Source organism: Vibrio sp. 9-16B-A1 (genome assembly GCF_056726165.1).
The window spans coordinates 206,612-228,431 of the sequence record NZ_JBSDZD010000010.1 but is presented as its reverse complement, the minus strand read 5'-3'; the positions used below and the strand labels follow the sequence as shown (position 1 = coordinate 228,431).

The window sequence follows — 21,820 nt, the reverse complement described above, 5'->3', positions numbered from 1 at the left end:
TGTAACCCTCCCTGTTTTAGTGGCATTCTAAATTAGAGGTTTTCCTGTTTTCATGCCTTGCTAAATACTCCCAGGGAGTCAGATCATTCAGTGATTCATGAGGGCGTTCATCGTTGTACTCCCTCATCCAGTTTTCCGTCAGTTCCCGGACTTCACTCAGTGTTTTGAACACATACATGTCCAGAACTTCTGTCCGGTACGTCCGGTTAAAACGCTCGATATACGAGTTTTCTGTGGGCTTTCCTGGCCGAATGAACTCAAGTTCCACCTTGTTTTTTTCTGCCCATTCAGCCAAAGCGGTTGAGATAAACTCTGGCCCATTGTCCATTCGCAGTTTTCCGGGATAGCCTCTCCAGGCAATGATACGTTCGAGAACCCGTATCACCCGTGGAGCGGGCAGATTCAGGTCCACTTCAATCGCGAGTACTTCACGGTTGAAGTCATCCACGACATTGAATGTGCGAAAGCGTCTGCCACAGTTCAGTGAGTCACTCATAAAGTCGATAGACCAACAGCTGTTGACCCAGTCCGGGCATATCAGGGGCGCGGGCTCGCGCTTGGGTAAGCGTTTTTTGCCCTTGCGGCGCATGTTCAGTTTCAGAGAACAGTAAACACGATGAACCCGTTTATGGTTCCATGCATGCCCCCAACGCCTGAGCACGGCAAATACCTTGCCAAATCCGTATGCAGGATACCGCTCAGTTACTTCCTGAAGTTTGGCTATCACCTCATCATCCCGGTGAGGATCTGGCCGGTAGCGATATACCGAATCACTGATGCCAACTGCGCGGCAGGCCATTCTCAGGCTGGTTTGGAACTGTTTGCGAACATAATCGACCAGTTCCCGTTTAACCGCTGGCTTTAGAGCTTTTTTTCCAGAATGTCTTTGACAATGCGATGCTCAAGGCTGAGATCAGCAAACATCTGTTTGAGCCTTCGATTCTCATCTTCAAGCTCTTTCAGGCGTTTCACATCCGATGCTTCCATACCACCATACTTGGATTTCCAGTTGTAGTAAGTCGCATCAGAGATGCCATATTCACGGCAAACTTCATTGACCTTTCGGCCTGCTTCCACTTCCTTGAGGATCCTGACGATTTGTGTCTCTGTGTAGCGTGATTTCTTCATCATGCGTTCTCCGTTTGTTTCAGTGTAAACGGAAAAGCTCTAATTACTAGTGACCAGTTTTTTGGGGAGGGTTACAAAATGTTGGCCGGCACTCAGGCGGAAGACTGCGTTTTACCCCAACTGCATCTCTGTAATACGAGAACTTGCGGCTCAGATACTTTTTGTTTACCTGGGTAAAGTGGTCACAGTACTGACTTACTTCATTCAACTGTCTGGCAGGCGGTGCACTATGTTTCGTGAGTTTGTGGATTGTTAGCCCTGTTTTCAGGGCTAACGGAGGATCAGCAGGAAGTTGTTTCGAAGGTGATGAGAGTCATGGGATAACAAGAAATCTCATGAGGCCATAGTTGTTTATTACATGACGATTTTGCCTACACTTCACTAACATCAAATGGATAGTTACCATTCTCAGTCTTAATGTCCAGAATAAAATCGCTGTATGAATAATCACGTGGAAAATATGAAAAAGATTTCAAATCAAAATAATCCCTAGCTGTCATGAAATCTCTAGATATTTCTCTAGATATTCGTAGTGAATCGGAGTGATTTATCGATGAGCTCAAATTGAAACTTGTGACCCCTGTAAACGATACACTCTCTTCTACAGTAGCACCTAATGAGCGCAAACTTTTGATAAAATCTGATTTTTTATTTTCCCAACCAAAAGCTAAAACAGGACCAACGGAGACACCTTTTATATATTGTCTGTGTTTATCGAGCCATTTATATGTTTCATCTATTGTCTTATGCGACTCACCCGCATAAAGCAGAACGTTAACTTTAACATCAATACCAGCCTCACAGGCGTTCTCAAGGAGCATAGAAGCTCGAGACAAATAACGCTCTGGTGTTTTAGACTTACCCATTCTTTCAATCTGAGTAGGACTCGCACTTTCTAAGCCAAGGTCTAACACTTTCATTCCTGCATTTGACAGTGACGAAACCTGGTTAAGTGGAAATGTATCTGCTCGAGACTCAGCTCTCCACTGATAATTCTGCGAGTAAAATTCCCTTTGTTCAGCCAACTCATTGAGCCATGGAAGTGTTGGTTTAAACATTGATGCTTCGAAGTATGGCGACATAGGAGTTAAATCATCAATAAACAGAATCTCTGCTGCTTCTGATGAGATTACCGTAGGCGATTTCAATGGTTGCAACCTCTCATAGCGTTCCTGGCAAAAGTCGCATTTCATTCCGCAACCCCGTGAAACTTCGATGCTCGGTTGATAAAGCTCCCTTTTATCAACCAAGTCATACTGAAGCGGCACATAACTAGAAATATGTTCAACTTGTCTTCCCAATAACATTGCAATTTGATTTTCACCTAAACCATCAACTATTTTATCGACGTATGGAAGTAGCCTTTCCAATTGATGAGCTTCGCCATCAATAACCCAACGACCACCAATGATTATATCTTTAATCTTCAGTTCTGTTTTTAGTATATGGGTAAATTCGTTTACCCAACCAATCGCATAAAAACTTGGAATGGAAATAAACACCGGATACTTTGTGTTTACAATACCAAGCGCTATACAGTAATCAGTAAAACCTCTTGGTGATGAAAAGTGTCCATGTAGTTGGATAGGAGACAGTCCGGTTCGTTTAATAATCGACGCTAAAGATAAAAGCCCATAATTCAGATAGTTGTTTTTTTTTATTAACTATGTTTGCGTCTTTCTTTACTGTCAATTGCCCTGCACTAATACAATAGACATCATACATAGATCTTTAGTTACTCCTATACTTCTTATTTTAATCGTCTTTAACTAATCGTAAGTCACATAACAGCAAATTAAGGTATCAATGACGCTGACACCGAACCTAAACAACTGAAAATAACTCAGGGTCAAGTCTTGATACTTGCTAAACAAATGTCAGACTTAACCCTATAATTTTCAGATTAGCCGTAAATTAATCCAGATTTAGAATACTTTTAGGTAGGCCAGTACTATTCAACGGTATACTTGACACTATATCCCACCATTATACTGGTAAAAATCAACTGTAATACCAGCTTCACGGAACATTTCGTGAGCTATTTGGCCGCTCTGGTCCCATGCAGATTCAGAATTTCCCGGTCTAAGAGCTACAACTCTTTTTACACCAGCTTGAATTATAGGGCCCGCACAGCGAGAACATATAGGTTTTCCCCATACGAATAATGTTGCTCCCCGAGCCCTGCTACCAGCTGCAATTAACGCATTTACCTCTGCGTGTACAACAAGGTCCAACTTTTTACTTTTATCTTTAAGTCTCTCCACACTGTCTTCAACGCCAAATGGAAATCCATTATAACCTATTGTGATATCTCCACCTTTTTTGGAGAAAAGTACGGCACCGACTTTCGCGTTAGGATCTTTTGACCACGATGAAACGTGTCTGGCTAACTTGCAAAATCGAATATCCCATTTTGCCATAGGTTCCTCAGACATTACCCACTTTGACTTACCAACTTTTTTCAAGAATCACCTCGCCTAAAGAATTTTTGTACTCTACATATTGACTTCTATTAAATCCTCGTACGGACGTATGGTCATGATACTCAACCTTACCAACACAGTTTCCTTGTTTGTCCAAAACATCATATGTGTACAGATCAGTCTCTGCCATTGACCCTTTAGATCTATGACTCGTTTGCTTCAGAAGCAGATTCGAGTCGAGATTGAGAGCTTCTTTAAGTTCCATTTTAACACCTCAATTAATATTTCATATGACATGCTCGCACACTAAAATAGTGAAGCCGCACGCAATAATCCAGATAAACAAAATATCAGCCACCACATAATAAATAGCATTTTCTCGGGGTCAGATCTTTCTATTTACTAAGTAAATAGAAAGATCTGACCCTATGCTATTTGCTGAACTAACGAAGCAAACTGAACTACATACCAAAGACGCCTGCTATAAAGCGTCACCCTTGATTGCCTTGCTATATTTTTATTTACTCAAAGAATTGTAAGCTGATAGCTGCTTCCTAGAACAATAGTCGACCATGTCTAGCTGTGGATACCATTTGTTCGAGCATCGTGAGACAATCTCATATTCTTCACTATCCTTAGCGTAGTTCTCTACCTTTTTTACAACTGCTTTCCATCCTTTAAATTGATTTTTAATGCAAAATTTCTGCATTTCATAATCATCCGACCACTTACTCTTACAGTGAATCCTGATATCCTTTTCAGTGTCACTTACCTGAGATGCTGATGAATCGGTAACTTTATTGTAAGCTGATAATTGTTTGTCAGAACAGTACGCAACCATATCTAACTGAGGGTACCACTTAACCCAACAGTTATTTATAAGTTTATTCTGTTCAGTACCTTCTGGATGCTGTTCAGCTAATCTAGATATTTTCATCCATCCTTCACTGATTTTGTCTATACAGTGAGCTTGCATTTGATAATCGTCAGACCACTTATTTTTGCAGAATGACTTAATGTCGTTATTTATATCGGCAGCATTAGAACTAACAGAAGCAAGCAACAAGGGCAAAAAGACTCTTTTCATTATCAAACCTTTATTCAGTATTTTTCAACTGGACTCTTATTTTCATCTATTGCGCTAACAATAAAGACCCCATACTTCTTATGTATTAATATCCTATAAGTCTACTGTATGTTTTTATGTCTTCTTTACTCATTCCGATTCGCTGAGTATAGGTAAAAGAGTCTTCGTAGAGTGACTCATACTGTAGAGAGAGGTCTAGTTCTGATACCGATAGTAACTTCAGGAATTCAACTGGACAATCTGGCTTTATAGGACTACTTGTTGGAGCTAATAACTTAATTTCCTGTCCATTTCTTAAAATTGAACCTACAGGTAACCAGCTTTCAAAATAGCACAATTGTTTCATCTCAAGATGTTTATAGACTTCTGGCCAGCTATTCTTTGTTAAATCAAAAGTCTTCCCATTTGCTTTTAGCGTGACACTTTTAATGAATGCAGGGCCTCCTCCTTGATTTGAAATGAAAACACCATTTTCACCTCTAATTCCTGGAAGCCTAGGTGCCGATACAAGAACAGGTTTTACAGATAGCATGTTGTGCTTCCTTGTTTCCCAACCTTGCCATATTGATATACAAACGGCACAAATTGCTATGGTTACTGATGATATATTCAATGCTTTTTCTGTTATCATAGACTAGAACTCATCATGACGCTCTTCTGGAATTTCCAGTGAAAAATCTAATTCACCGTCTTGCAAATGAAACTCCCAACGATCACTAACCTGATCACCACCACACATATCTTTACAACCATAATGAGCATACCAATCATATGTAACTTCTGCGTTACCTGTGATATCTAAGACAAGCTCGTCATCATCATTCGTATCAAGATTTTCAAACAAAATGCTCTCAACATCCAAACTCCCTTCACAATAGTCAGCTCTCATATCATATTGAGTACATATCTGAGCCATTCGAGGAATGAATTCATTTTCGAAGGTCAAGATGGCATCTTTAATCGCCTGAACCAGACGCCTCTCGTATATATTTACATCAACAACAACAGGAAGTGACAAGTTAAGTCTATTAGTCATTTTCATTCCTTATAAATACGATATTTCTAAACGTGCCCGGGGTCAGACCTTGATATTTATCAAGCAAATCGCAAGAATTGAACCGAGATTTTCTTAGCTTATTTACTCGCGTTGTTTAGAAAACTCACCCATGAAAAATAGTCAGCTAGAGTCTCAGTTTGTAGGTGCATAGCTTTCTTCGCATTTGAGAGCGAGTTAATGTAACTGCGACTATCCCCACCGCTAAAATCTACATATGCAAAGTCGAGGTATTCTTTTAGTGACACCTCGTAATCTGGAACAATTTTCACCCATTCAGGGTCGTAATCATGATCCTGTACATTTGCATATTTGTCTAAAACTTCCAATATACCTCCAATAAGCTAACACTTGATCTACGGCAAGATGTCGAAGATCTCACCTATGTCAATGCCACCTATCTCCTTTACAGAGGTCGCGATTTTACAGCTGCATATTTGGGAATTTTGTGACTTAGATCTAAAAGCAATAGATTGCACATCAAGATGGCGGATATGTCCTGTATGTCTAGTTAATTAGCGTCTTTTTACACCACTGTATATAACCACAGCATCGAGTGCTTCCTCTACATATAACCGTGTATTTTGGCAGGAGTTTGTGATGAGTGAATAGATTGCTCATAGCTAAGCGCTAGAGCTGGCAGTGTTCAGGCTGGGTATTTCCTTCGCTTTGTTTCTCGGCGCCACAAACCTCCCACTCAGCACATGTCCGTTCTCATCAAGCCTCTCGGTAACACGCTCGCACATCCATTCACCATTAAACTGCGGATGGTGATGGCCACTTAACCTGATGTTACGCTCAACCATCAGGCCTGGAACGAAAAGAAACTCATCAATTTCCAGGGTGTACTCGGCTCGCTAGAGGTTATGCATTTCTGCCGCTGCCAGTGCTGCAGCTTCATCCGGGTAGTTGGCGTTGAGCTACTTTGCCCTGCCCTCTGGTTCTCCGATTCGGATTGTTTCGGTCTGAGCTGCGTCACCGTCATGCCAGCGGGCCACTACGGCTTTAAACTTGCCGGCACCGGACAGGGTGATGGTTGCTTCAACTTCATCTACAAGGAGCGGGGTAACAGCAGGCAAAGGTCTGTTTACGATGGAGAAAGGTGACCTAAACATAATGCTCAGAAACCGCTGGTTGGTACCCGACCCAGCTAGCGAATGCCTCAGAGCCTTGAGTGTCATATTAAGGCGTTAAGAATCACCCCTCTCCCACTTAACCTATTTCCCTTCAGGCAAAAAATATGCATCCACACTACTATTACTAATGAGTCATCACGCTCTGAGGAGGCATCATGAAAATGCAGATTCAGCTGGATATAAAGGACTGGCGAAAAGCTCAGGTATTCATTATTAAGGACGCCCAGCGATCACTCTCTTCCGGGAGCAAAGAGTTCCTGATTAGTTTTGCCGGGAGCTTTCTGGTTGCCATTGCTTTGTTTAGCGTGTTTTTCAGTTCAAATAAGTTTCACATCCCGACCGCTGTTTTCGTATTGATCCTCGCCTCTCTTCTGGTGGCATACAATCAATGGCAGGTTTACAGAATACGCAGGATTATGGAGCCCGATGAAACAGGCGTAATACTCGGCACCAGTGAATACGAGTTTACCGATTCTGGAATTTCAGCGGTTACTGACGGTGCAAGTGCCAGTTACGCGTGGAAGGTCATCAGAAAGGTACGCCGGGAACAGGGAATGATCATACTGTATATCGACAGTACCTTTATACTGATTTTCCCGGAAGATAAGCTGGCATCACCGGATGAGTTTTATGACTTCATTTGTCAGCATCACACCGGTGATTTGTCTGAGGTGCGGGCCTGAAATGTTCGCTCAGGCTGACCTTTACCTGAACTCCTCCCCTTCATTCTGCAGCCTCTTTTTGCCGCATTTCTGACAAACGACATAGCGGTCGATGAGATCCAGCGATGCGCCGGCCGGGCTGGCTCGGCCTGAAAGGAAACCTTCCAGAAAGGCTTTAAACTGCTCTTTACGGCTGGTGCCGTATTTGGAGGGTTTCTGGCGGATCAATTCTTTGTGATCGGTTTGTTCGCCGCAGTGCGGGCAGAATTGTTTAAAGCAGGATGGGCTCATACGATTTCCTTACGATACGAAAGACAGGTAATTGAAAGTGACGTAAGGTTGGGATCATTCTGACATCAGATATGCATGTATGCGACTACTGAATTTATAAACTGAGACATTCCTCAGCTACAGATTCAAAATGAAAAAAAACGGGGACTGATCCCCGCTTCTGAAAAATCAATATAAAGTGGCGCTGCGTCAGGCAGCCAACTCTTCTTCTATCTGCGCCAGGAACTGCTTCATGCGGTACTGGAACTGGCGCTCGATCATGCGCAGATATACATCAACGTTTTTGGCCAGCAGTGCCTTATCTTTACCTGGTTTATACTCGCCTTTGGCTACCTGCTCTGTATCAAGGCGAAGGTGGCTGAGTTTACCGGTAATGTAAGTGTCCTTTGCCTTGCGGGAGATTTCACCGGCCAGGTTGACCAACTGAAGGTGAACTTGTGAGGACTGCGATTCGTTAGCAAAGATGCTGTCTGTCAGAGACTGCAGACGCAGTAAGTCATTTTGATAAGAGTACATACAACATTCCTTTGTGGGAAAAAATACCTGATTGATAACACACAGCAATAGCTGAGTTATAACTCCAATTTAGCATGATGCTTTGCAACATCAAGCACTAATTCGAACATTGTACTAAATATACATTACCGCCCGGAACAAACGCCAGACCGGAGGCCATAAAGGCAGTACCTATGGACGAAATATCTGCGATTTGGCCACATTGAGATAGATTTTGTGCTCCCTTTCCAGCCCGCCGCAATAGGTGTAATAAACCGGCTCATCCGCGTAATTGCGCGATTTCAGCCAGCCCCGGGTTTGTTCGAAATCGCGGTTGGAGCACTCGCCCTGGTCTATCAGCTTTTGTGACTCTTTCAGGAACACATCCCGGTAGAGAATGAAATCATCTGATTTCTTGATTTGAATCTCCAGCCGGGCCGAGCGTACCTCGTCGTAGTTATCCGGCAGTTCGGTCCCAAGAAAGTCTTCTGATACCCACTGAGCTTTCTCTCCGTCAATGAACTCATGGTATTCACTGATCCGCGCCCAGCCTTTTTGGGACTCAATAACCTCTACTTTGTCGCCAATATCCAGCACCCTGGCAATCGTCGCATCAGAAGACGGGCCAAAGCGAACATTAAGACTGGATGAGTTGACGATATAGGTGCCCGGCTTCAAACCCGGGTCTGGTTTCAGCTCTGGTATCAGGCTTTCTGTGGCTGGTGCAATCTCTTCTTCCTCTTCAGGCATCTCCTCAACCGGGACTGTTGCAGGCTGCATCATGAAAAAATAGTAGTACGCGCCACCACCGGCCAGAGCAAGAATGACCAACAGAATGAGTATCTTCTTCATTAATATACCAAAAGCAGAGAAAGGGCCTGATACTCTGAGCATGGCACCTTCCCGGCATTTTGTGAACCGGCGGTTAGTATATATTTGCCACGAGCATCAAAAACAACCACATTATTACCAGCAGCAGAATAAACGTTCATCATCTGTTACAAGATCAGGATGATATTCAGAATATAGTTGATCTGAACGGAATCATCCCCCATTTTATAACGGTATATTTGGAGCAAACTAACGTAACAGTGGAATTACCATGACTCAGATTAACGAACAACGTCTGGTTGAGCACTTCACTCAACTTGTCCGTATCGACAGCGAATCACGAAACGAACTGGCGATGAGCCAGGAAATTGCAGAGCAACTGGGCAACCTGGGCTTTGAAGTGAAAAAGCTGGCTGTGCCAGAAGCCGTTTCTAACGGTTTCAACGTTTACGGCAAACTGAAAGGCTCACTGGAAGGCAGCGTTCTGGTCAGCGCCCACATGGATACAGTTACCCCAGGTAACGGCATTGAGCCAATCATCGAAGATGGCATCATTCGCTCTAAAGGTAACACCATCCTGGGTGGCGATGATAAATCTGGCATTTCAGCTCTGATCGAAGCGGTTAAAACCATTCAGGAAGAAGGCAGCGAGCACAAAACTATCGAAGTGGCGTTCACCGTTCACGAAGAAGGCGGCCTGCACGGCTCTCAGAACTTCGAAATGGAGCACATCGAGTCAAACAGCGCTATCGTTCTGGACTCAGGCGGCCCTATCGGTACTATCATCACTTCTGCTCCTGGCCAGCAGAACATCAAAGTAACCATCAAAGGTCGTCCGGCTCACGCGGGTCTGGCACCGGAAGAAGGCATCAATGCCATGGTTGTGGCTTCTGACGCCATCTCCAACATGACACTGTCACGTATTGACGAAGAAACCACCGCAAACATCGGTGTGGTACGTGGTGGTCAGGCGACCAACATCGTAATGCCAGAAATGTTCATCGAAGCAGAAGCGCGCTCTCTGGATGATGAAAAACTGGCTAAGCAGGTTGCTCACATGGAAGAGACCTTCCGCGCAGCCGCTGACAAGCATGGCGCTGAAGTTGAAATCATCTCGTCACGTGCTTACAACGCTTATAAGATCTCTGACGATGACGCGCACGTAGCCAGCATCAAGCAGAGCTTTGAAGCCATTGGTATCGAGCCAAAAACCAAATCAACCGGTGGCGGCAGCGATGCAAACATCTTCAACAGCAAAGGCCTGAAGACAGTTAACCTGTCTACCGGTATGGCTAAGGTTCACACCACTGAAGAGTTCATCGCAATCGAAGACATGGTGAACATCACCCGCTTTATGAAGCAGCACCTGACTCACTAAGTCCCCTGCTTTCATTTGAGCGAAAGAAAAGCCAGTTAGTCCGCTAACTGGCTTTGTTTTTATCTGTTACGGTTATGCCGTGTCCTCTTCCGGCTCAGGTTTAGGGTAACGGGACAACAGTTCTTTCGCCGCTTCAAACTCAAACCCCTCTATCGCTTCTATCAGCTCCTGTTTTTGCGCCGGCGTCCAGAGTTTGCAACCGGCCGCTTTCTGAATCACCTCAATCGCTCCCACATCGTACTGATTCACAAGGGTGACCAGCTCACGATACATAGCGTACTCATCACAATCAGCATCAGCGGTCTGCTCCGGCTCCGGTGCGGATGACTGCTCCAGCATCTCCAGTTCCTGCTGCAGGGTATCGAGCACCTGATTACATTGTTCAAGCTCAGCAGATACATCCGGATCCTGCCGCTCAAGTGATTTCTCTATTTTGACCGCCAGCTGAGTCAGGCGCGTTACGCCCAGATTGGCTGAAGCACCTTTTAGTGTATGTGCGATACGGCCTGCGGTTTCCCAGTCCTGCTCTGCCAGAACCTGACTGAATTTCACCAGTTCGGTCTGCTGCATCTCGGCAAAATGGGCCAGAATATGCAGATAGTTCTCCTGATTACCGCCGGTATTTACAATGGCTTCGGCCACGTTTATCCCTGTCAGCTTCGGAACATCGGGGTCATCTGAAGCAGCCGGTGGCGGAGCTGCAGTCGCAGTACCTGAAGCCTTAATGTATTTAGTCAAAAGCCGATAGAGGTACTGCACTTCGATTGGCTTGGCAATGTGATCGTTCATGCCTGCATCGGTGCACTTTTTCACATCGCTTTGCATCGCGTTGGCCGTCAGGGCAATAATCGGCACATCTTTCCACTGAGGCTCCTCGCGGATTTTCCTGGTGGCGGTAATACCATCCATGACCGGCATCTGCATATCCATCAGAACAATATCGACGGCGTTGGTCCGCATCGCCTCCAGCGCCTCCTGGCCGTTTCCAGCGGTGAGAACGTCCAGTTTCGTGCCCTTGAGGAGCCCGACCACCACTTCCTGATTGATTTCGTTATCTTCCACCAGCAGCAGTACCTGGCCATCAAATTCCGGTTTGGTGTCATCAATCCGTACCGACTCATGGGAGATATGGTCAATACCGTAGCTGTCCATAATGGCATCGAGCAGATTGGAAGGATTAACCGGTTTAACGATCAGCGCATCTACCAGCCGCCCGCTTTCGTTTTCAAGGGAGATCTCCCGGCCATACGCGGTGACGAGGAACTTCTTCGAGCCCGGAGAAAGGGATTCGCGCTCAACCGTCTGCAGCATTTCCATTCCGTTCATGCCTGGCATGTTCCAGTCAACAAACAGCATATCGAATGTGTTCACCCGCAGTTCATCCAGGGCTTCAAAACCGTTGCTGACCGCTTTGGTTTTAAAGTTCATCGCAGACAGCAGGGAGATCATGATGCGGCGCGCAGACTCGTTATCATCAACGATCAGGGCGTATTTATCAGACAATCCGTGAACCGGCTTGGAAATATCCCGCATTTTGGCTTCCTGCAGGCCACAGGTGACGGTAAAGGTGAAGGTGGTGCCGGTGCCTACCGCGCTGGTCACATTCAGCTCGCCCCCCATCAGACCAACAAGCTGCTTACTGATGCTCAGGCCAAGGCCGGTGCCGCCGAACTGGCGGGTAATACTGGTATCCGCCTGAGAAAAGGCGTTAAACAGATCGTCAATTTTCTCTTTCGCGATGCCAATACCGGTATCCCGAACCGAGAACTTAAGCACCACTTCATCATCAGTCAGTTTGTCCACACAGGCTGACACGACAATTTCCCCCTTGTCGGTAAACTTAACCGAGTTACCACACAGGTTGACCAGCACCTGGCCAAGGCGCAGCGGATCGCCAATCAGCCCGACCGGCACGTTTGGATCCACATCGAGCAGGAACTCCAGATTCTTCTCCTGGGCGCGGAAGGAGATCACATTGGTCAGGTTATCGAACACTTCATCCAGACTGAAATCTATCGATTCAACGCTCAGTTTACCCGCCTCAATTTTGGAGAAGTCGAGAATATCGTTGATGATCCCCAGCAGGTTCTTGGCAGACTCATTCACCCGCGAGAGATATTTACGCTGGGTTGAATCCAGATCCGTATTCAGTGCAAGGTGAACCATACCCAAAATGGCGTTCATCGGCGTGCGGATCTCGTGGCTCATATTGGCAAGGAAGTCCCCTTTTGCCTGGCTCATGGCATCGGCCATCTCTTTAGCACGACGCAGCTCGGCTTCCATCTGTTTACGCTCGGTCAGATCCAGCAGTATGCCAACAATGCCCGATACCCGCCCCGCGCTGTTACAGAACGTCGCCTCACACACCAGCATATCCCGCGAGTGATGCTCATTATCATACAGGGAGACTTCATAGCTCCGGCTGCCCTGCTTCTCAAACAGCTCCTGATGCACTTTGTCGAACATATCCGACGCCGACTGCCCGCTGAAGAGATCAACCGGCGTTTTGCCCACGATATCTTCGGTTTTGTGTCCCGTCAGCTCGTTGAATTTGGCATTCACCGTCAGATACTGACCGGTACCGGACAGGCAATACATAGGATTTGGCGTCGCATTGAGAATTTCCTGATTGAGCTGGGACTGATCCAGCACTTTCTGCTCTGCCTTGCGCTGCAGCTCAACATTCTGACTCAGCTGAATACTGACCGACAAATCATCAAGCATATCAGTCAGCCACTCATACTGACGCGGAGTCAGCTCGACAGATGTGCCAATTTCAAGCAGCGCCACGGGCTGGCCATTAACGCACAGCGGGAAATAATAGAGCTCGTTAAGTGACAGTGCGCCGCCGTTAAGCGGAACAGTATAGTTACCACTCAGCTCTTTCATGCAGTAAGGCGTGCCGGACAACAGCACATTAAGCTGAGTGGTACTCGGCTCGGTCAGCACCGATGCTGCCCCCTCTTCGAACCCGGCTCCGGCAATACGGATCAGTTTGCTGTCCTGATAGATGGAAATACCAACCTGCTGCACCGGAAACTGATGGAGCAGAAACTGGGTCACACCCCGGCACAGGTGCTCTGTTGACTTACTGGTACGCAGCACAATGTTGAAGTCTTTTACCAGGGTGTTCTGACTCAGCTGCTCGCCAATATGGTGGAAGACCACGTTGAGGCTGTCGATGAACTTCTTCACTTCGGCATAGGCTTTCTGCTCTATGGTAAAGGCATAGTTTTGCTCTTTTACCTGATGAACCACCGTCTGCAACAGCTGACTCAGCGGACTGATATAGAAACGCCACATCAGAATGAATGAGATCAGAATAGAGGCCAGCAAAATCGTCATACATAACTCGTACAGCGAAAGAAAATGTTCCTCTGAAGCCTTAGTACTGTCAATGTCTGACTGAATGCGATTCACGATGGCACTATGGGCAGAGCCTATCGCACGCATCAATCCGGCTTTCTCGTCGGCATAACGCTTTCCATACATCAGCTTACGGGCATATTCGAGATCCGGCGTACCGGTAAACTGCTCCAGCCCGCTGTCATCAAGGCGGTATCCTTTTACCGCCAGAAAAGCTTCATTTTCAATGTCTTCCAGTTCATCTGCCAGCAACAGCGCCGCTTTCATATCGAGAAACTCGGCCTGTTCAATACCCGAGTCCCGGATCTGATCCATAAGGGATGGCCCGGCTGGCCCAAACAACTTCTCACCGTTACCAAAAAACATGTTGTCAGCGGCCTTATCCCAGAACTCGTACTCTGCTTTGTCCGGAACAGAAAGCTGACCGTTGCGTACTTTCATCACCCGGTTAAACATCGTTTCCCATCGCTCATCGCCGGTTGAGGCATACGCCCTTCCGTATTGAGTCAGAAGATCAAAGCTCTGTTTAAGCTGTTGAGATAATGACGAAAACTGATACAGAGTCTCCATCTGAACACGATTTTCTTCCCGTAGTTTGGTTGATTGGGTCGTGACAGAAGAGATCACCAGCGAGCATATCCCCATCACCATAAACAGCAGCGAAAACCATGTTCGAATTGAGCCCATTTTTCATCCCCCCCTTAATCTGCCTGCGACAAGATCCCTTTATTAGCTATAGTTAGAGATGAGATAAGAAACAAGTAGAAAACCCCTCTATTTTTGTGGACACGCCTATGCCTCTCAGTCATGTAGAAAATCTGGAAGACTGCACCGTACTGCTCGTTGACGACTCACCGGATAACCTGGCCTTTATGGCCCAGGGACTGGTCGACCGTTACCACATCAAAGCGGCCAAATCCGGCATGATGGCGCTTCATATCCTTAAGCAGTTTTCTGTCGATCTGATCCTGCTCGATATCGTAATGCCGGAAATGTCCGGCTATGACGTAATAAGACACGTGAAGAGCAATCCGGAAACCCAGCATATCCCGGTGATGTTTCTGACCGGTAAAGACTCACTGGAAAATGAAAAACTCGGCTTTGAACTGGGCGCTGCTGACTATCTGCACAAGCCCATCAGCATTCCCCTGCTTCGCTCACGGGTGCAGACTCATCTCCAGAACAAACGCTCCAAAGACATTCTTAAAGACCAGAACGGTTACCTTGAAAAAGAGGTGATAAAACGCTCCAGAGAGCTGGATAAAATGCAGGACGCAGTCGTATTCGCCCTTGCCAGCCTGGCTGAAACCCGTGACCCTGAAACCGGCCGCCATATCCTGCGCACCCAACACTATGTGAAGTTACTCGCCGAGCACATGGCGACCATGCCTAAATACAAAGACCTTTTGACCCCACAGGCCATCGACACCCTGTTTAAAGCCGCGCCACTGCATGACATCGGCAAAGTTGGTATCGCCGATTCCATTCTGCTTAAGCAGGGAAAGCTGACGACCACAGAATTTGAGATCATGAAGAACCACACCACGCTGGGGTTTAAAGCGCTCGAACGTGCCGAGCAGTTATCCGGCACCAAAAATGAGCTGATTTCAGTGGCAAAAGAAATCGCCTGTTACCACCATGAGAAGTGGAACGGGATGGGTTATCCCAATGGACTGAGTAAAGTTGAAATCCCCCTTTCCGCCCGCCTGATGGCGGTGGCCGATGTCTACGATGCACTGCGATGCCGCCGGATCTACAAAGATCCCATCTCCCATGAAGAAGCCAAAATTATCATTCTGACCGGCTCCGGAGAGCACTTTGACCCGGACGTCATCGATGCCTTCCTGAAGCAGGAAATGATGTTTATCCAGATAGCCAACCTCTACGGTGATGAGGGCTGATCACGCCCTCTTTCTCTCCTTTCAGTGCTCAGATAATCACTTGAATTGACAGAAATTAATAAGGCTGACAGGTACGACCTGGCACCCAGACTGGTTTACCGAAATTAATCCATCAAAATCCACCAAGGATTTCTTACAGCTTACTTACATCAGGAGTATATACTGATAACTTTCGCAGCTGCAGACGTGACAGGGTTCAGATTCAGAAACATTCAGACACAAAGCGCAATAAAATGTGAACAGGGCAAATTTATTTGTATGCAATAAGCGGGAAAATAGTAGCAACGTATATTAAACAAGGATATGTGCATGCTCTATTTTGAATTCCTGTTCCTCCTGCTGATGCTCTATATCGGCTCCCGCTTCGGCGGTATTGGTCTGGGTGTGGTATCCGGTATTGGTCTGGTGGTGGAAGTATTTATTTTCAAGATGCCTCCGACCTCTCCGCCAATTACCGTAATGCTGATCATTCTGGCCGTAGTGACCTGTGCTTCGATACTCGAAGCCGCCGGTGGTCTGAAGTACATGCTTCAGGTCGCAGAACGTCTGCTGCGTTCCAATCCACGCCGCGTAACACTGATCGCTCCTTTTGTTACCTACACCATGACCTTCCTGCTGGGTACCGGTCATGCGGTATACTCCATTATGCCGATCATTGGTGACGTCGCGCTTAAAAACGGTATTCGTCCGGAACGTCCGATGGCGGCCGCTTCCGTTGCATCACAGATTGCAATCACCGCATCGCCTATCTCTGCCGCAGTAGTTTACTACCTGGCGCAGCTTTCTGATATCAACCACGAAATCACTCTGCTGTCTATCCTGATGGTAACAGTACCGGCAACCCTGTTCGGTACGCTGCTGATGTCTCTTTACAGCATCCGTCGTGGTAAAGAACTGGATGAAGATCCAGAGTACCAGGCACGTCTGGCTGATCCGGTATGGCGCGAGAAAATCGAAAGCACAACCGCAACTTCACTGGATGAAGTACTGCCAACGTCTGCGCGTAACTCTGTGCTTATCTTTATCTCTGCCATTCTGGCTATCGTTGTGATCGCGATGGTGCCGGAAATCCGCACCATCGTAGACGGTGAGAAGCCTATCAAGATGTCTGTCATCATTCAGATGATGATGCTGGCGTTTGGTGGTGTGATCCTGCTGGCAACCAAAACTGACCCGCGTGACGTGCCTGACGGCGTGGTATTCAAGTCCGGTATGGTGGCAGCTATCGCTATCTTCGGTATCGCCTGGATGTCGGACACCTACTTCAAGTACGCTATGCCTCAGTTCCGCTCAGGTATCGTTGAGATGGTAACCATGTATCCATGGACCTTCGCACTTGCCTTGTTCATCGTATCGGTAGTGGTAAACTCTCAGGCAGCCACAGCACGTATGATGCTGCCGGTTGGTCTGGGTCTGGGCCTGGATCCGGCGCTGCTGATCGGTATCATGCCTGCGGTATACGGTTACTTCTTTATCCCGAACTACCCGTCTGATATCGCAACAGTGAACTTCGATACTTCAGGAACCACCAAAATCGGTAAGTGGTACTTCAACCACTCCTTCATGTCCGTTGGTCTTATCGGCGTGATCGGTGCCTGCTGTCTTGGCTACGTGCTCGGACAGATGATTATCGGTTAATCTTCATAACAGCGCCTCCGGGCGCTGTTTTCTTATCCTGCTTTACAATCAATACCTTTACGCATTTGTCTGTAATGTGATCCCTCCCGCCTCTCTCACTGTTTCACCTCATAGCCACATCCATAACAGCTGCTTATAATTAACTGAAATGAAATTAAAATCAGCCAAAGGATGGGCCGGATGAAAATGAGTTATTATCCCCTGCTGTTGACCGCTGCGCTGCTGCCAGCAGGAGCCGGTGCGGGGGAATTTGAAGTGGCTGTGGGCGGGTTTCTTTCAAAAGCTAATACCAGCATTGGCGTTTACGAGCCAATTACAGGCATCGATAAAGAGCTCGATTTTGAGACCGATCTGGATCTGAAAGAACAGGAGCTTCTGCCTTATCTCCAGGTTGCTTATCGCTTCAATGACAAACACGCTATGTATCTCGACTGGCGCAGGCTTCACCGGGAAGCCACCGTTGGAGCACTGAGCAAACCATTCAGGATCGAATGGGACGATAAGATCTACGAAGCGCAGGTTGGTGGCCAGATCACCTCAACCCTCAACATCGACCTCGCCCGCTTAGCCTATGGCTACAAATTTTTTGACGACGAAGACTGGGATATTGAAGTCATCGGCGGCCTCCACCTGATGAAAATCGAAGTCGGATTTACCGGGGCCATTGATGGCCGGTTAGATGATGATGAAAAAATTTATGATATTGGTAACCCGATTTTCCAGGACGTAACCGCACCGTTACCCAACTTTGGCCTGCTCGGCAGTTACAAGTTTAATGATGACTGGTCCATTACAGCCCACTCACAGTTTTTCTATATCAAATATCAGGAAATCAAAGGACTGCTTATCGATACCAGCTTTGGCGTGACGTATAACTTCACAGAGAACCTGAGCACAACCGGCTCTGTCACTTATTACGAAATTGGGATTGATTATGGCGGGGCTTCCGGCGATCTCGACGTCAACTTCCAGTTTTACGGCCCGATGCTGACGCTGAACTACCAGTTCTGACACCTGTCGCACAACATCCGGTACACATACTCAAAGACCGGCGCTTGCCGGTCTTAGTCTGCACTGCTCACAATAAAGCGCGAAAGAAAGAACTCTTCCACATACGCAGCCAGTTCATGAACTTTATCGCTCTTTACCATAAAGGTATCAAACTGGCAGTTTACAAAACTCTCGCCTTTTTCAGTCAGGGCGAAATCCAGAAAACGGCTGCCTTCGTCACGCCTGCTGCGTTGAAGGATACCGGCTCCGATCAGGTTGTCGTACTTAAATCCAAAATCCAGACAAAAATCAAAAAGACGCACGCATCCATTCTGCGCCTGTTCCGCAACCCAGTTGTCACGCTGAGAAAAGAAACAGGTATTAAAGCTCATCACATGCTCCGGCAGATTCAATTAAGATGAGACAAAGGTACTATATAGAACAACCTTGATCAATCGGGGTTGATTATGAATTGACACAATCCTGACTCAGGATCACACCAGAGACCCTGTTTCGGCCTGAATGCTTGGCCTGATACAGGCAGGTGTCCGCCCTTTCAAAGGCATCATAGTAACAACGGGCGGAGCGGCTGCGTCGGTACTGCACCGGTGACATGCTGGTTACCCCTATGGATACGGTAACCCTCGCATAAGGTTCGTTTTTTTACATGACGAATCCCCAGGTCAAATATCTGCTTACGAATCTGCTCTGCCAGCAAATTAACCTTCTGCTCATCGCAGTCAATCAGCAAACCAACAAACTCTTCACCACCAATGCGAAATGCCTGACCAAACGGCGTAACAACCTGGCGAATTACCCCGGCTACCTGCTTGATTGCCTCATCCCCGGAGGTGTGGCCATAGCTGTCATTGTACGGCTTAAAATTATCGATATCGATGATCAGCAGCCCCACCGGAGAACCGCTGCACAGCGCGTCAGCCCAGCGCTTTTCAGCCACTACAGAATAGAGATATCGGGAGCCGAGTCTGGTCAGGGTATCAGTATCGGATTTTTTCTTTAAAAGGCGGATCTGGGTCTTCACTTTGATCATCAGTGACGTATGCGCCCTCGCCAGCTGACCTATTTCATCATCACGTTCAACACATGGCACCTTATCGAGCGACAGGTTACCCACGTCATTGTTCATAAAGCCCGCCAGCTCTTTGAGCGGAGCAACGATACGCCACGTCACCGCCAGAATGACGATTAAAGAAATTCACAAAAAGAAGGACTGCGTCGTTATTTAACGGCAATGCCTACATCCAGCTTATCGAGCCAATCCAAAAAGCGTTTCACATCGTCGCCTTTGAATATTCCACCGTGCTGCGGACAGAGCAAATCAATATCCAGCCGGCTTACCTGATCAATCCAGCACTGCTTGGCACGGTTTGATGGCATCCAGCGGCGGTGGAAATACTCCATTTTCGGGATATGTTCATCAAAATCCGGTACAAACATAGGGGCATCGGGCGCATCCAGAGCAGCACCCACATCCCCCGACATCAGGATTTTTGCCTGAGGATCGTAAACTGAAAAGTTACCCGACGAGTGCATGTAATGGGCCGGGATAAACTGGATCTCCGTACCCGCGACCATGATGCTCTTTCCTTCATCCGGGATAGGATCAAAGTCTATTTTGTCCATCCCAAAGTGACGGATAAACCCTTCCCACAACCAGGGTGAATGCAGCTTTGTGCCCTCATTGAGGGCCTGGTCCCAAAGGCCAAGAGACGAGATAATATCCGGGTCCTGATGGGAGGCAAAAAGATGAGTGATATTCTCTACCGGAACTTCTTTGACCACGCTGCCAAGCATGGCCGAAAACAGCTCAATACCGCCCGGGTCGAGTAAAATCGACTCATTGCGGTTCACAATCATGTACTGATTGGTATCAATGATTTTCTCCGGCTTATCCGGATCCCGGCCAAAGACCAGCCAACGGTGCGCGCCTTTGTTATACAGAACTTTTGTTTGCATATACCGTCCTTGTCAGTTCAGAAAACAGCTTAAGAGATTTGGATACATGAGACTGAATCGCCTGGGCAGACTGAGCCACGCTGGTGGCGATGCTGTTGAGCTGGTCCTGGTAGACCTCTCCGGCCTGGGACGCTTCCACGCTCAGCATGGTTGAAATGATCTGTGCGGTCCGGAGTTCGCTGTAGAGCTCTTTAAGCATTTCATTGAGAATCTTGGCCTCACGGCGAAACTCCCCGGCCTGCTGCTGATAGCCGTGCATAATTTCCTCTTTGGCACGGTCAATAGACGAGAGATACTTCGCCTCCGATGCGTTCTCATAGACCCTGTTGATTTTCTCCAGCGCCTGAGCAGAACGGCTTTCAGCGGTAGCAATCCGGCTCAGTGCCTGAGCCTTGGTGTTGATGATCTGCGAGGACTCCAGCGTAGTACGGACCAAATCATCAATCGAATCCGTGATAGGACGAAACCCGGCGGCGCTCTCACCGGCACGCAGAGCCAATGCCCTGGCATTACTGGCGATCAGCAGCAGGCGCCTCGCTATCACCATACCTTTATTTAACTCAGCGGCGACCTGAGCAGCGGTAACAAATACCCTTCTGTCATTCATAGACTTTCCCTGCCAGCCAACTAACCTGTTGTTATCAAAACGTCCGCCACGAACTGCGGCAATTGATTTAACTATAGTCCAGCACTGCTGGTTTTCCGGTTTCCGCCAGAAAAAGTTCGCAAAAACAGGGAAATGGGCACAAAAAAAACGGAGCCGCGGCTCCGTTTCCTGGTATCAGACCGGTTATGACCAGTTGATCTGAGTGTCTTCGTTGAACTCTTCCACATAACGGCAGGTTGGCGCGCGGCTGCAACAGAAGTACCGCCGCCCCTTAAACTCACCATGGCTGGCAAAACGCAGCACCATAGGACTGCCGCACTCCTTGCAAAAACGCACTTCCGGTTCGATGTTCAGGTCTACCACATACTCAGATAGCACCCGGCGCAAACGCCCAACCTGATAACTGTATTTCGAGTTGGCCCCCACCAGCGGGATCCCGGATGTTTTACACACATGCATCAGCAGTTTCTGACGCTCAGCTTTGGTCTTATCCAGAGTTGAGCCATCATCAAATTCGATAATGCACAACACCTCCAGAGAACCCGGACGACACACCACAAAATCAAGATGTTTACGGGCAATACGGTTAAACGCGGCCAGCCATTTTTTCTGATTTTTCATCGGTGGCGGAGTAACCACATCCGCCATGTGCATTTTTGGAAACACTACCGCCTTATCATCCAGCGCAGCCAGCAGCGCATTGTAGAAGGCACTTTCAGACTGGGTGAGCAGCCTGTCGACCTTTTTGTACGGATAGGTCACCGGCTCATAGCGTTTGGCAAAGTAGCGCATGTAAATAACAAACACCGCCACCAGTACCGCCAACAAAATCGCAACGCTTTGCATAAAATTAATG

At 47.2% G+C, this 21,820-nt stretch carries 21 protein-coding genes; 5 read left to right on the top strand and 16 right to left on the bottom strand.

Features of this window, described 5'->3' with window-relative positions; genetic code table 11:
- Window positions 1-16 precede the first annotated feature (16 nt).
- The 7 genes from ACVB80_RS16925 to ACVB80_RS16895 all read right to left on the bottom strand — a co-directional run bounded on the left by ACVB80_RS16925 (window position 17) and on the right by ACVB80_RS16895 (window position 6,807).
- Window positions 17-1,128 (bottom strand): IS3 family transposase gene (locus tag ACVB80_RS16925; protein ID WP_481081072.1). Its coding sequence is split into 2 segments (ribosomal slippage): window positions 17-876 and window positions 876-1,128, totalling 1,113 coding nucleotides; the frame shifts between segments, so codons are not numbered across the junction.
- Between the two features lie 371 nt (window positions 1,129-1,499).
- Window positions 1,500-2,630 carry a radical SAM protein gene (locus ACVB80_RS16920; RefSeq protein ID WP_481082464.1) on the bottom strand — a complete coding sequence of 377 codons (1,131 nt, stop codon included), beginning with the start codon at window positions 2,628-2,630 and terminating at the stop codon, window positions 1,500-1,502.
- Between the two features lie 471 nt (window positions 2,631-3,101).
- The gene (locus tag ACVB80_RS16915; protein ID WP_481082463.1) at window positions 3,102-3,593 is read right to left on the bottom strand and encodes a deoxycytidylate deaminase; all 492 of its coding nucleotides are present in this window, start codon (window positions 3,591-3,593) and stop codon (window positions 3,102-3,104) included.
- Window positions 3,594-4,068: 475 nt separating this feature from the next.
- Window positions 4,069-4,638: a hypothetical protein gene (locus ACVB80_RS16910; protein WP_481082462.1), complete on the bottom strand. Its 570-nt coding sequence runs from the start codon at window positions 4,636-4,638 to the stop codon at window positions 4,069-4,071.
- Between the two features lie 85 nt (window positions 4,639-4,723).
- The gene (locus ACVB80_RS16905; RefSeq protein ID WP_481082461.1) at window positions 4,724-5,269 is read right to left on the bottom strand and encodes a hypothetical protein; all 546 of its coding nucleotides are present in this window, start codon (window positions 5,267-5,269) and stop codon (window positions 4,724-4,726) included.
- A gap of 3 nt (window positions 5,270-5,272) precedes the next feature.
- A complete protein-coding gene (locus tag ACVB80_RS16900) occupies window positions 5,273-5,674 on the bottom strand; it encodes a hypothetical protein (RefSeq protein ID WP_481082460.1) in 402 nt (133 codons plus the stop codon).
- A 938-nt stretch (window positions 5,675-6,612) separates the two neighbouring features.
- Window positions 6,613-6,807 carry a hypothetical protein gene (locus ACVB80_RS16895; RefSeq protein ID WP_481082459.1) on the bottom strand — a complete coding sequence of 65 codons (195 nt, stop codon included), beginning with the start codon at window positions 6,805-6,807 and terminating at the stop codon, window positions 6,613-6,615.
- A 176-nt stretch (window positions 6,808-6,983) separates the two neighbouring features.
- On the opposite strand from ACVB80_RS16895, the gene ACVB80_RS16890 reads away from it, so the two are divergent.
- Window positions 6,984-7,511 carry a YcxB family protein gene (locus ACVB80_RS16890; protein ID WP_481082458.1) on the top strand — a complete coding sequence of 176 codons (528 nt, stop codon included), beginning with the start codon at window positions 6,984-6,986 and terminating at the stop codon, window positions 7,509-7,511.
- Window positions 7,512-7,532: 21 nt separating this feature from the next.
- Here ACVB80_RS16890 and ACVB80_RS16885 read toward each other — a convergent pair whose 3' ends face one another.
- The 3 genes from ACVB80_RS16885 to ACVB80_RS16875 all read right to left on the bottom strand — a co-directional run bounded on the left by ACVB80_RS16885 (window position 7,533) and on the right by ACVB80_RS16875 (window position 9,128).
- A complete protein-coding gene (locus tag ACVB80_RS16885) occupies window positions 7,533-7,781 on the bottom strand; it encodes a hypothetical protein (RefSeq protein WP_481082457.1) in 249 nt (82 codons plus the stop codon).
- Between the two features lie 189 nt (window positions 7,782-7,970).
- Complete coding sequence (locus ACVB80_RS16880) at window positions 7,971-8,297, bottom strand: hypothetical protein (RefSeq protein ID WP_481082456.1); 327 nt, start codon at window positions 8,295-8,297, stop codon at window positions 7,971-7,973.
- Window positions 8,298-8,468: 171 nt separating this feature from the next.
- On the bottom strand, window positions 8,469-9,128 hold the full coding sequence (locus tag ACVB80_RS16875) for an SH3 domain-containing protein (protein ID WP_481082455.1): 660 nt from the start codon (window positions 9,126-9,128) through the stop codon (window positions 8,469-8,471).
- Between the two features lie 250 nt (window positions 9,129-9,378).
- On the opposite strand from ACVB80_RS16875, the gene ACVB80_RS16870 reads away from it, so the two are divergent.
- Window positions 9,379-10,485 (top strand): M20/M25/M40 family metallo-hydrolase, encoded by a 1,107-nt coding sequence (locus tag ACVB80_RS16870; RefSeq protein WP_481082454.1) that lies wholly within the window; start codon window positions 9,379-9,381, stop codon window positions 10,483-10,485.
- A gap of 72 nt (window positions 10,486-10,557) precedes the next feature.
- Here the strand turns inward: ACVB80_RS16870 and ACVB80_RS16865 are convergent, their stop codons facing one another.
- Window positions 10,558-14,538, bottom strand: coding sequence for a PAS domain-containing hybrid sensor histidine kinase/response regulator (locus tag ACVB80_RS16865; RefSeq protein WP_481082453.1), 3,981 nt, complete (start codon window positions 14,536-14,538; stop codon window positions 10,558-10,560).
- 107 nt (window positions 14,539-14,645) lie between these two features.
- Here ACVB80_RS16865 and ACVB80_RS16860 point away from each other — a divergent pair, with 107 nt between their 5' ends.
- The 3 genes from ACVB80_RS16860 to ACVB80_RS16850 all read left to right on the top strand — a co-directional run bounded on the left by ACVB80_RS16860 (window position 14,646) and on the right by ACVB80_RS16850 (window position 18,401).
- On the top strand, window positions 14,646-15,752 hold the full coding sequence (locus ACVB80_RS16860; RefSeq protein WP_481082452.1) for an HD-GYP domain-containing protein: 1,107 nt from the start codon (window positions 14,646-14,648) through the stop codon (window positions 15,750-15,752).
- A gap of 309 nt (window positions 15,753-16,061) precedes the next feature.
- Window positions 16,062-17,390, top strand: coding sequence for an anaerobic C4-dicarboxylate transporter (locus tag ACVB80_RS16855; RefSeq protein WP_481082451.1), 1,329 nt, complete (start codon window positions 16,062-16,064; stop codon window positions 17,388-17,390).
- A 180-nt stretch (window positions 17,391-17,570) separates the two neighbouring features.
- Window positions 17,571-18,401 carry a DUF481 domain-containing protein gene (locus tag ACVB80_RS16850; RefSeq protein ID WP_481082450.1) on the top strand — a complete coding sequence of 277 codons (831 nt, stop codon included), beginning with the start codon at window positions 17,571-17,573 and terminating at the stop codon, window positions 18,399-18,401.
- 53 nt (window positions 18,402-18,454) lie between these two features.
- On the opposite strand, the gene ACVB80_RS16845 is transcribed toward ACVB80_RS16850, so the two are convergent.
- The 5 genes from ACVB80_RS16845 to ACVB80_RS16825 form a co-directional block, all read right to left on the bottom strand.
- A complete protein-coding gene (locus ACVB80_RS16845; protein WP_481082449.1) occupies window positions 18,455-18,772 on the bottom strand; it encodes a hypothetical protein in 318 nt (105 codons plus the stop codon).
- A gap of 173 nt (window positions 18,773-18,945) precedes the next feature.
- Window positions 18,946-19,572 carry a diguanylate cyclase domain-containing protein gene (locus ACVB80_RS16840; RefSeq protein WP_481082448.1) on the bottom strand — a complete coding sequence of 209 codons (627 nt, stop codon included), beginning with the start codon at window positions 19,570-19,572 and terminating at the stop codon, window positions 18,946-18,948.
- A 47-nt stretch (window positions 19,573-19,619) separates the two neighbouring features.
- Window positions 19,620-20,357, bottom strand: coding sequence for an oxygen-binding di-iron domain-containing protein (locus ACVB80_RS16835; RefSeq protein WP_481082447.1), 738 nt, complete (start codon window positions 20,355-20,357; stop codon window positions 19,620-19,622).
- Window positions 20,335-20,964 (bottom strand): chemotaxis protein, encoded by a 630-nt coding sequence (locus tag ACVB80_RS16830; RefSeq protein WP_481082446.1) that lies wholly within the window; start codon window positions 20,962-20,964, stop codon window positions 20,335-20,337. Before ACVB80_RS16830 ends, ACVB80_RS16835 begins: the two co-directional genes overlap by 23 nt.
- A gap of 183 nt (window positions 20,965-21,147) precedes the next feature.
- Window positions 21,148-21,810, bottom strand: coding sequence for a DUF2726 domain-containing protein (locus ACVB80_RS16825; RefSeq protein WP_481082445.1), 663 nt, complete (start codon window positions 21,808-21,810; stop codon window positions 21,148-21,150).
- Window positions 21,811-21,820 lie beyond the last annotated feature (10 nt).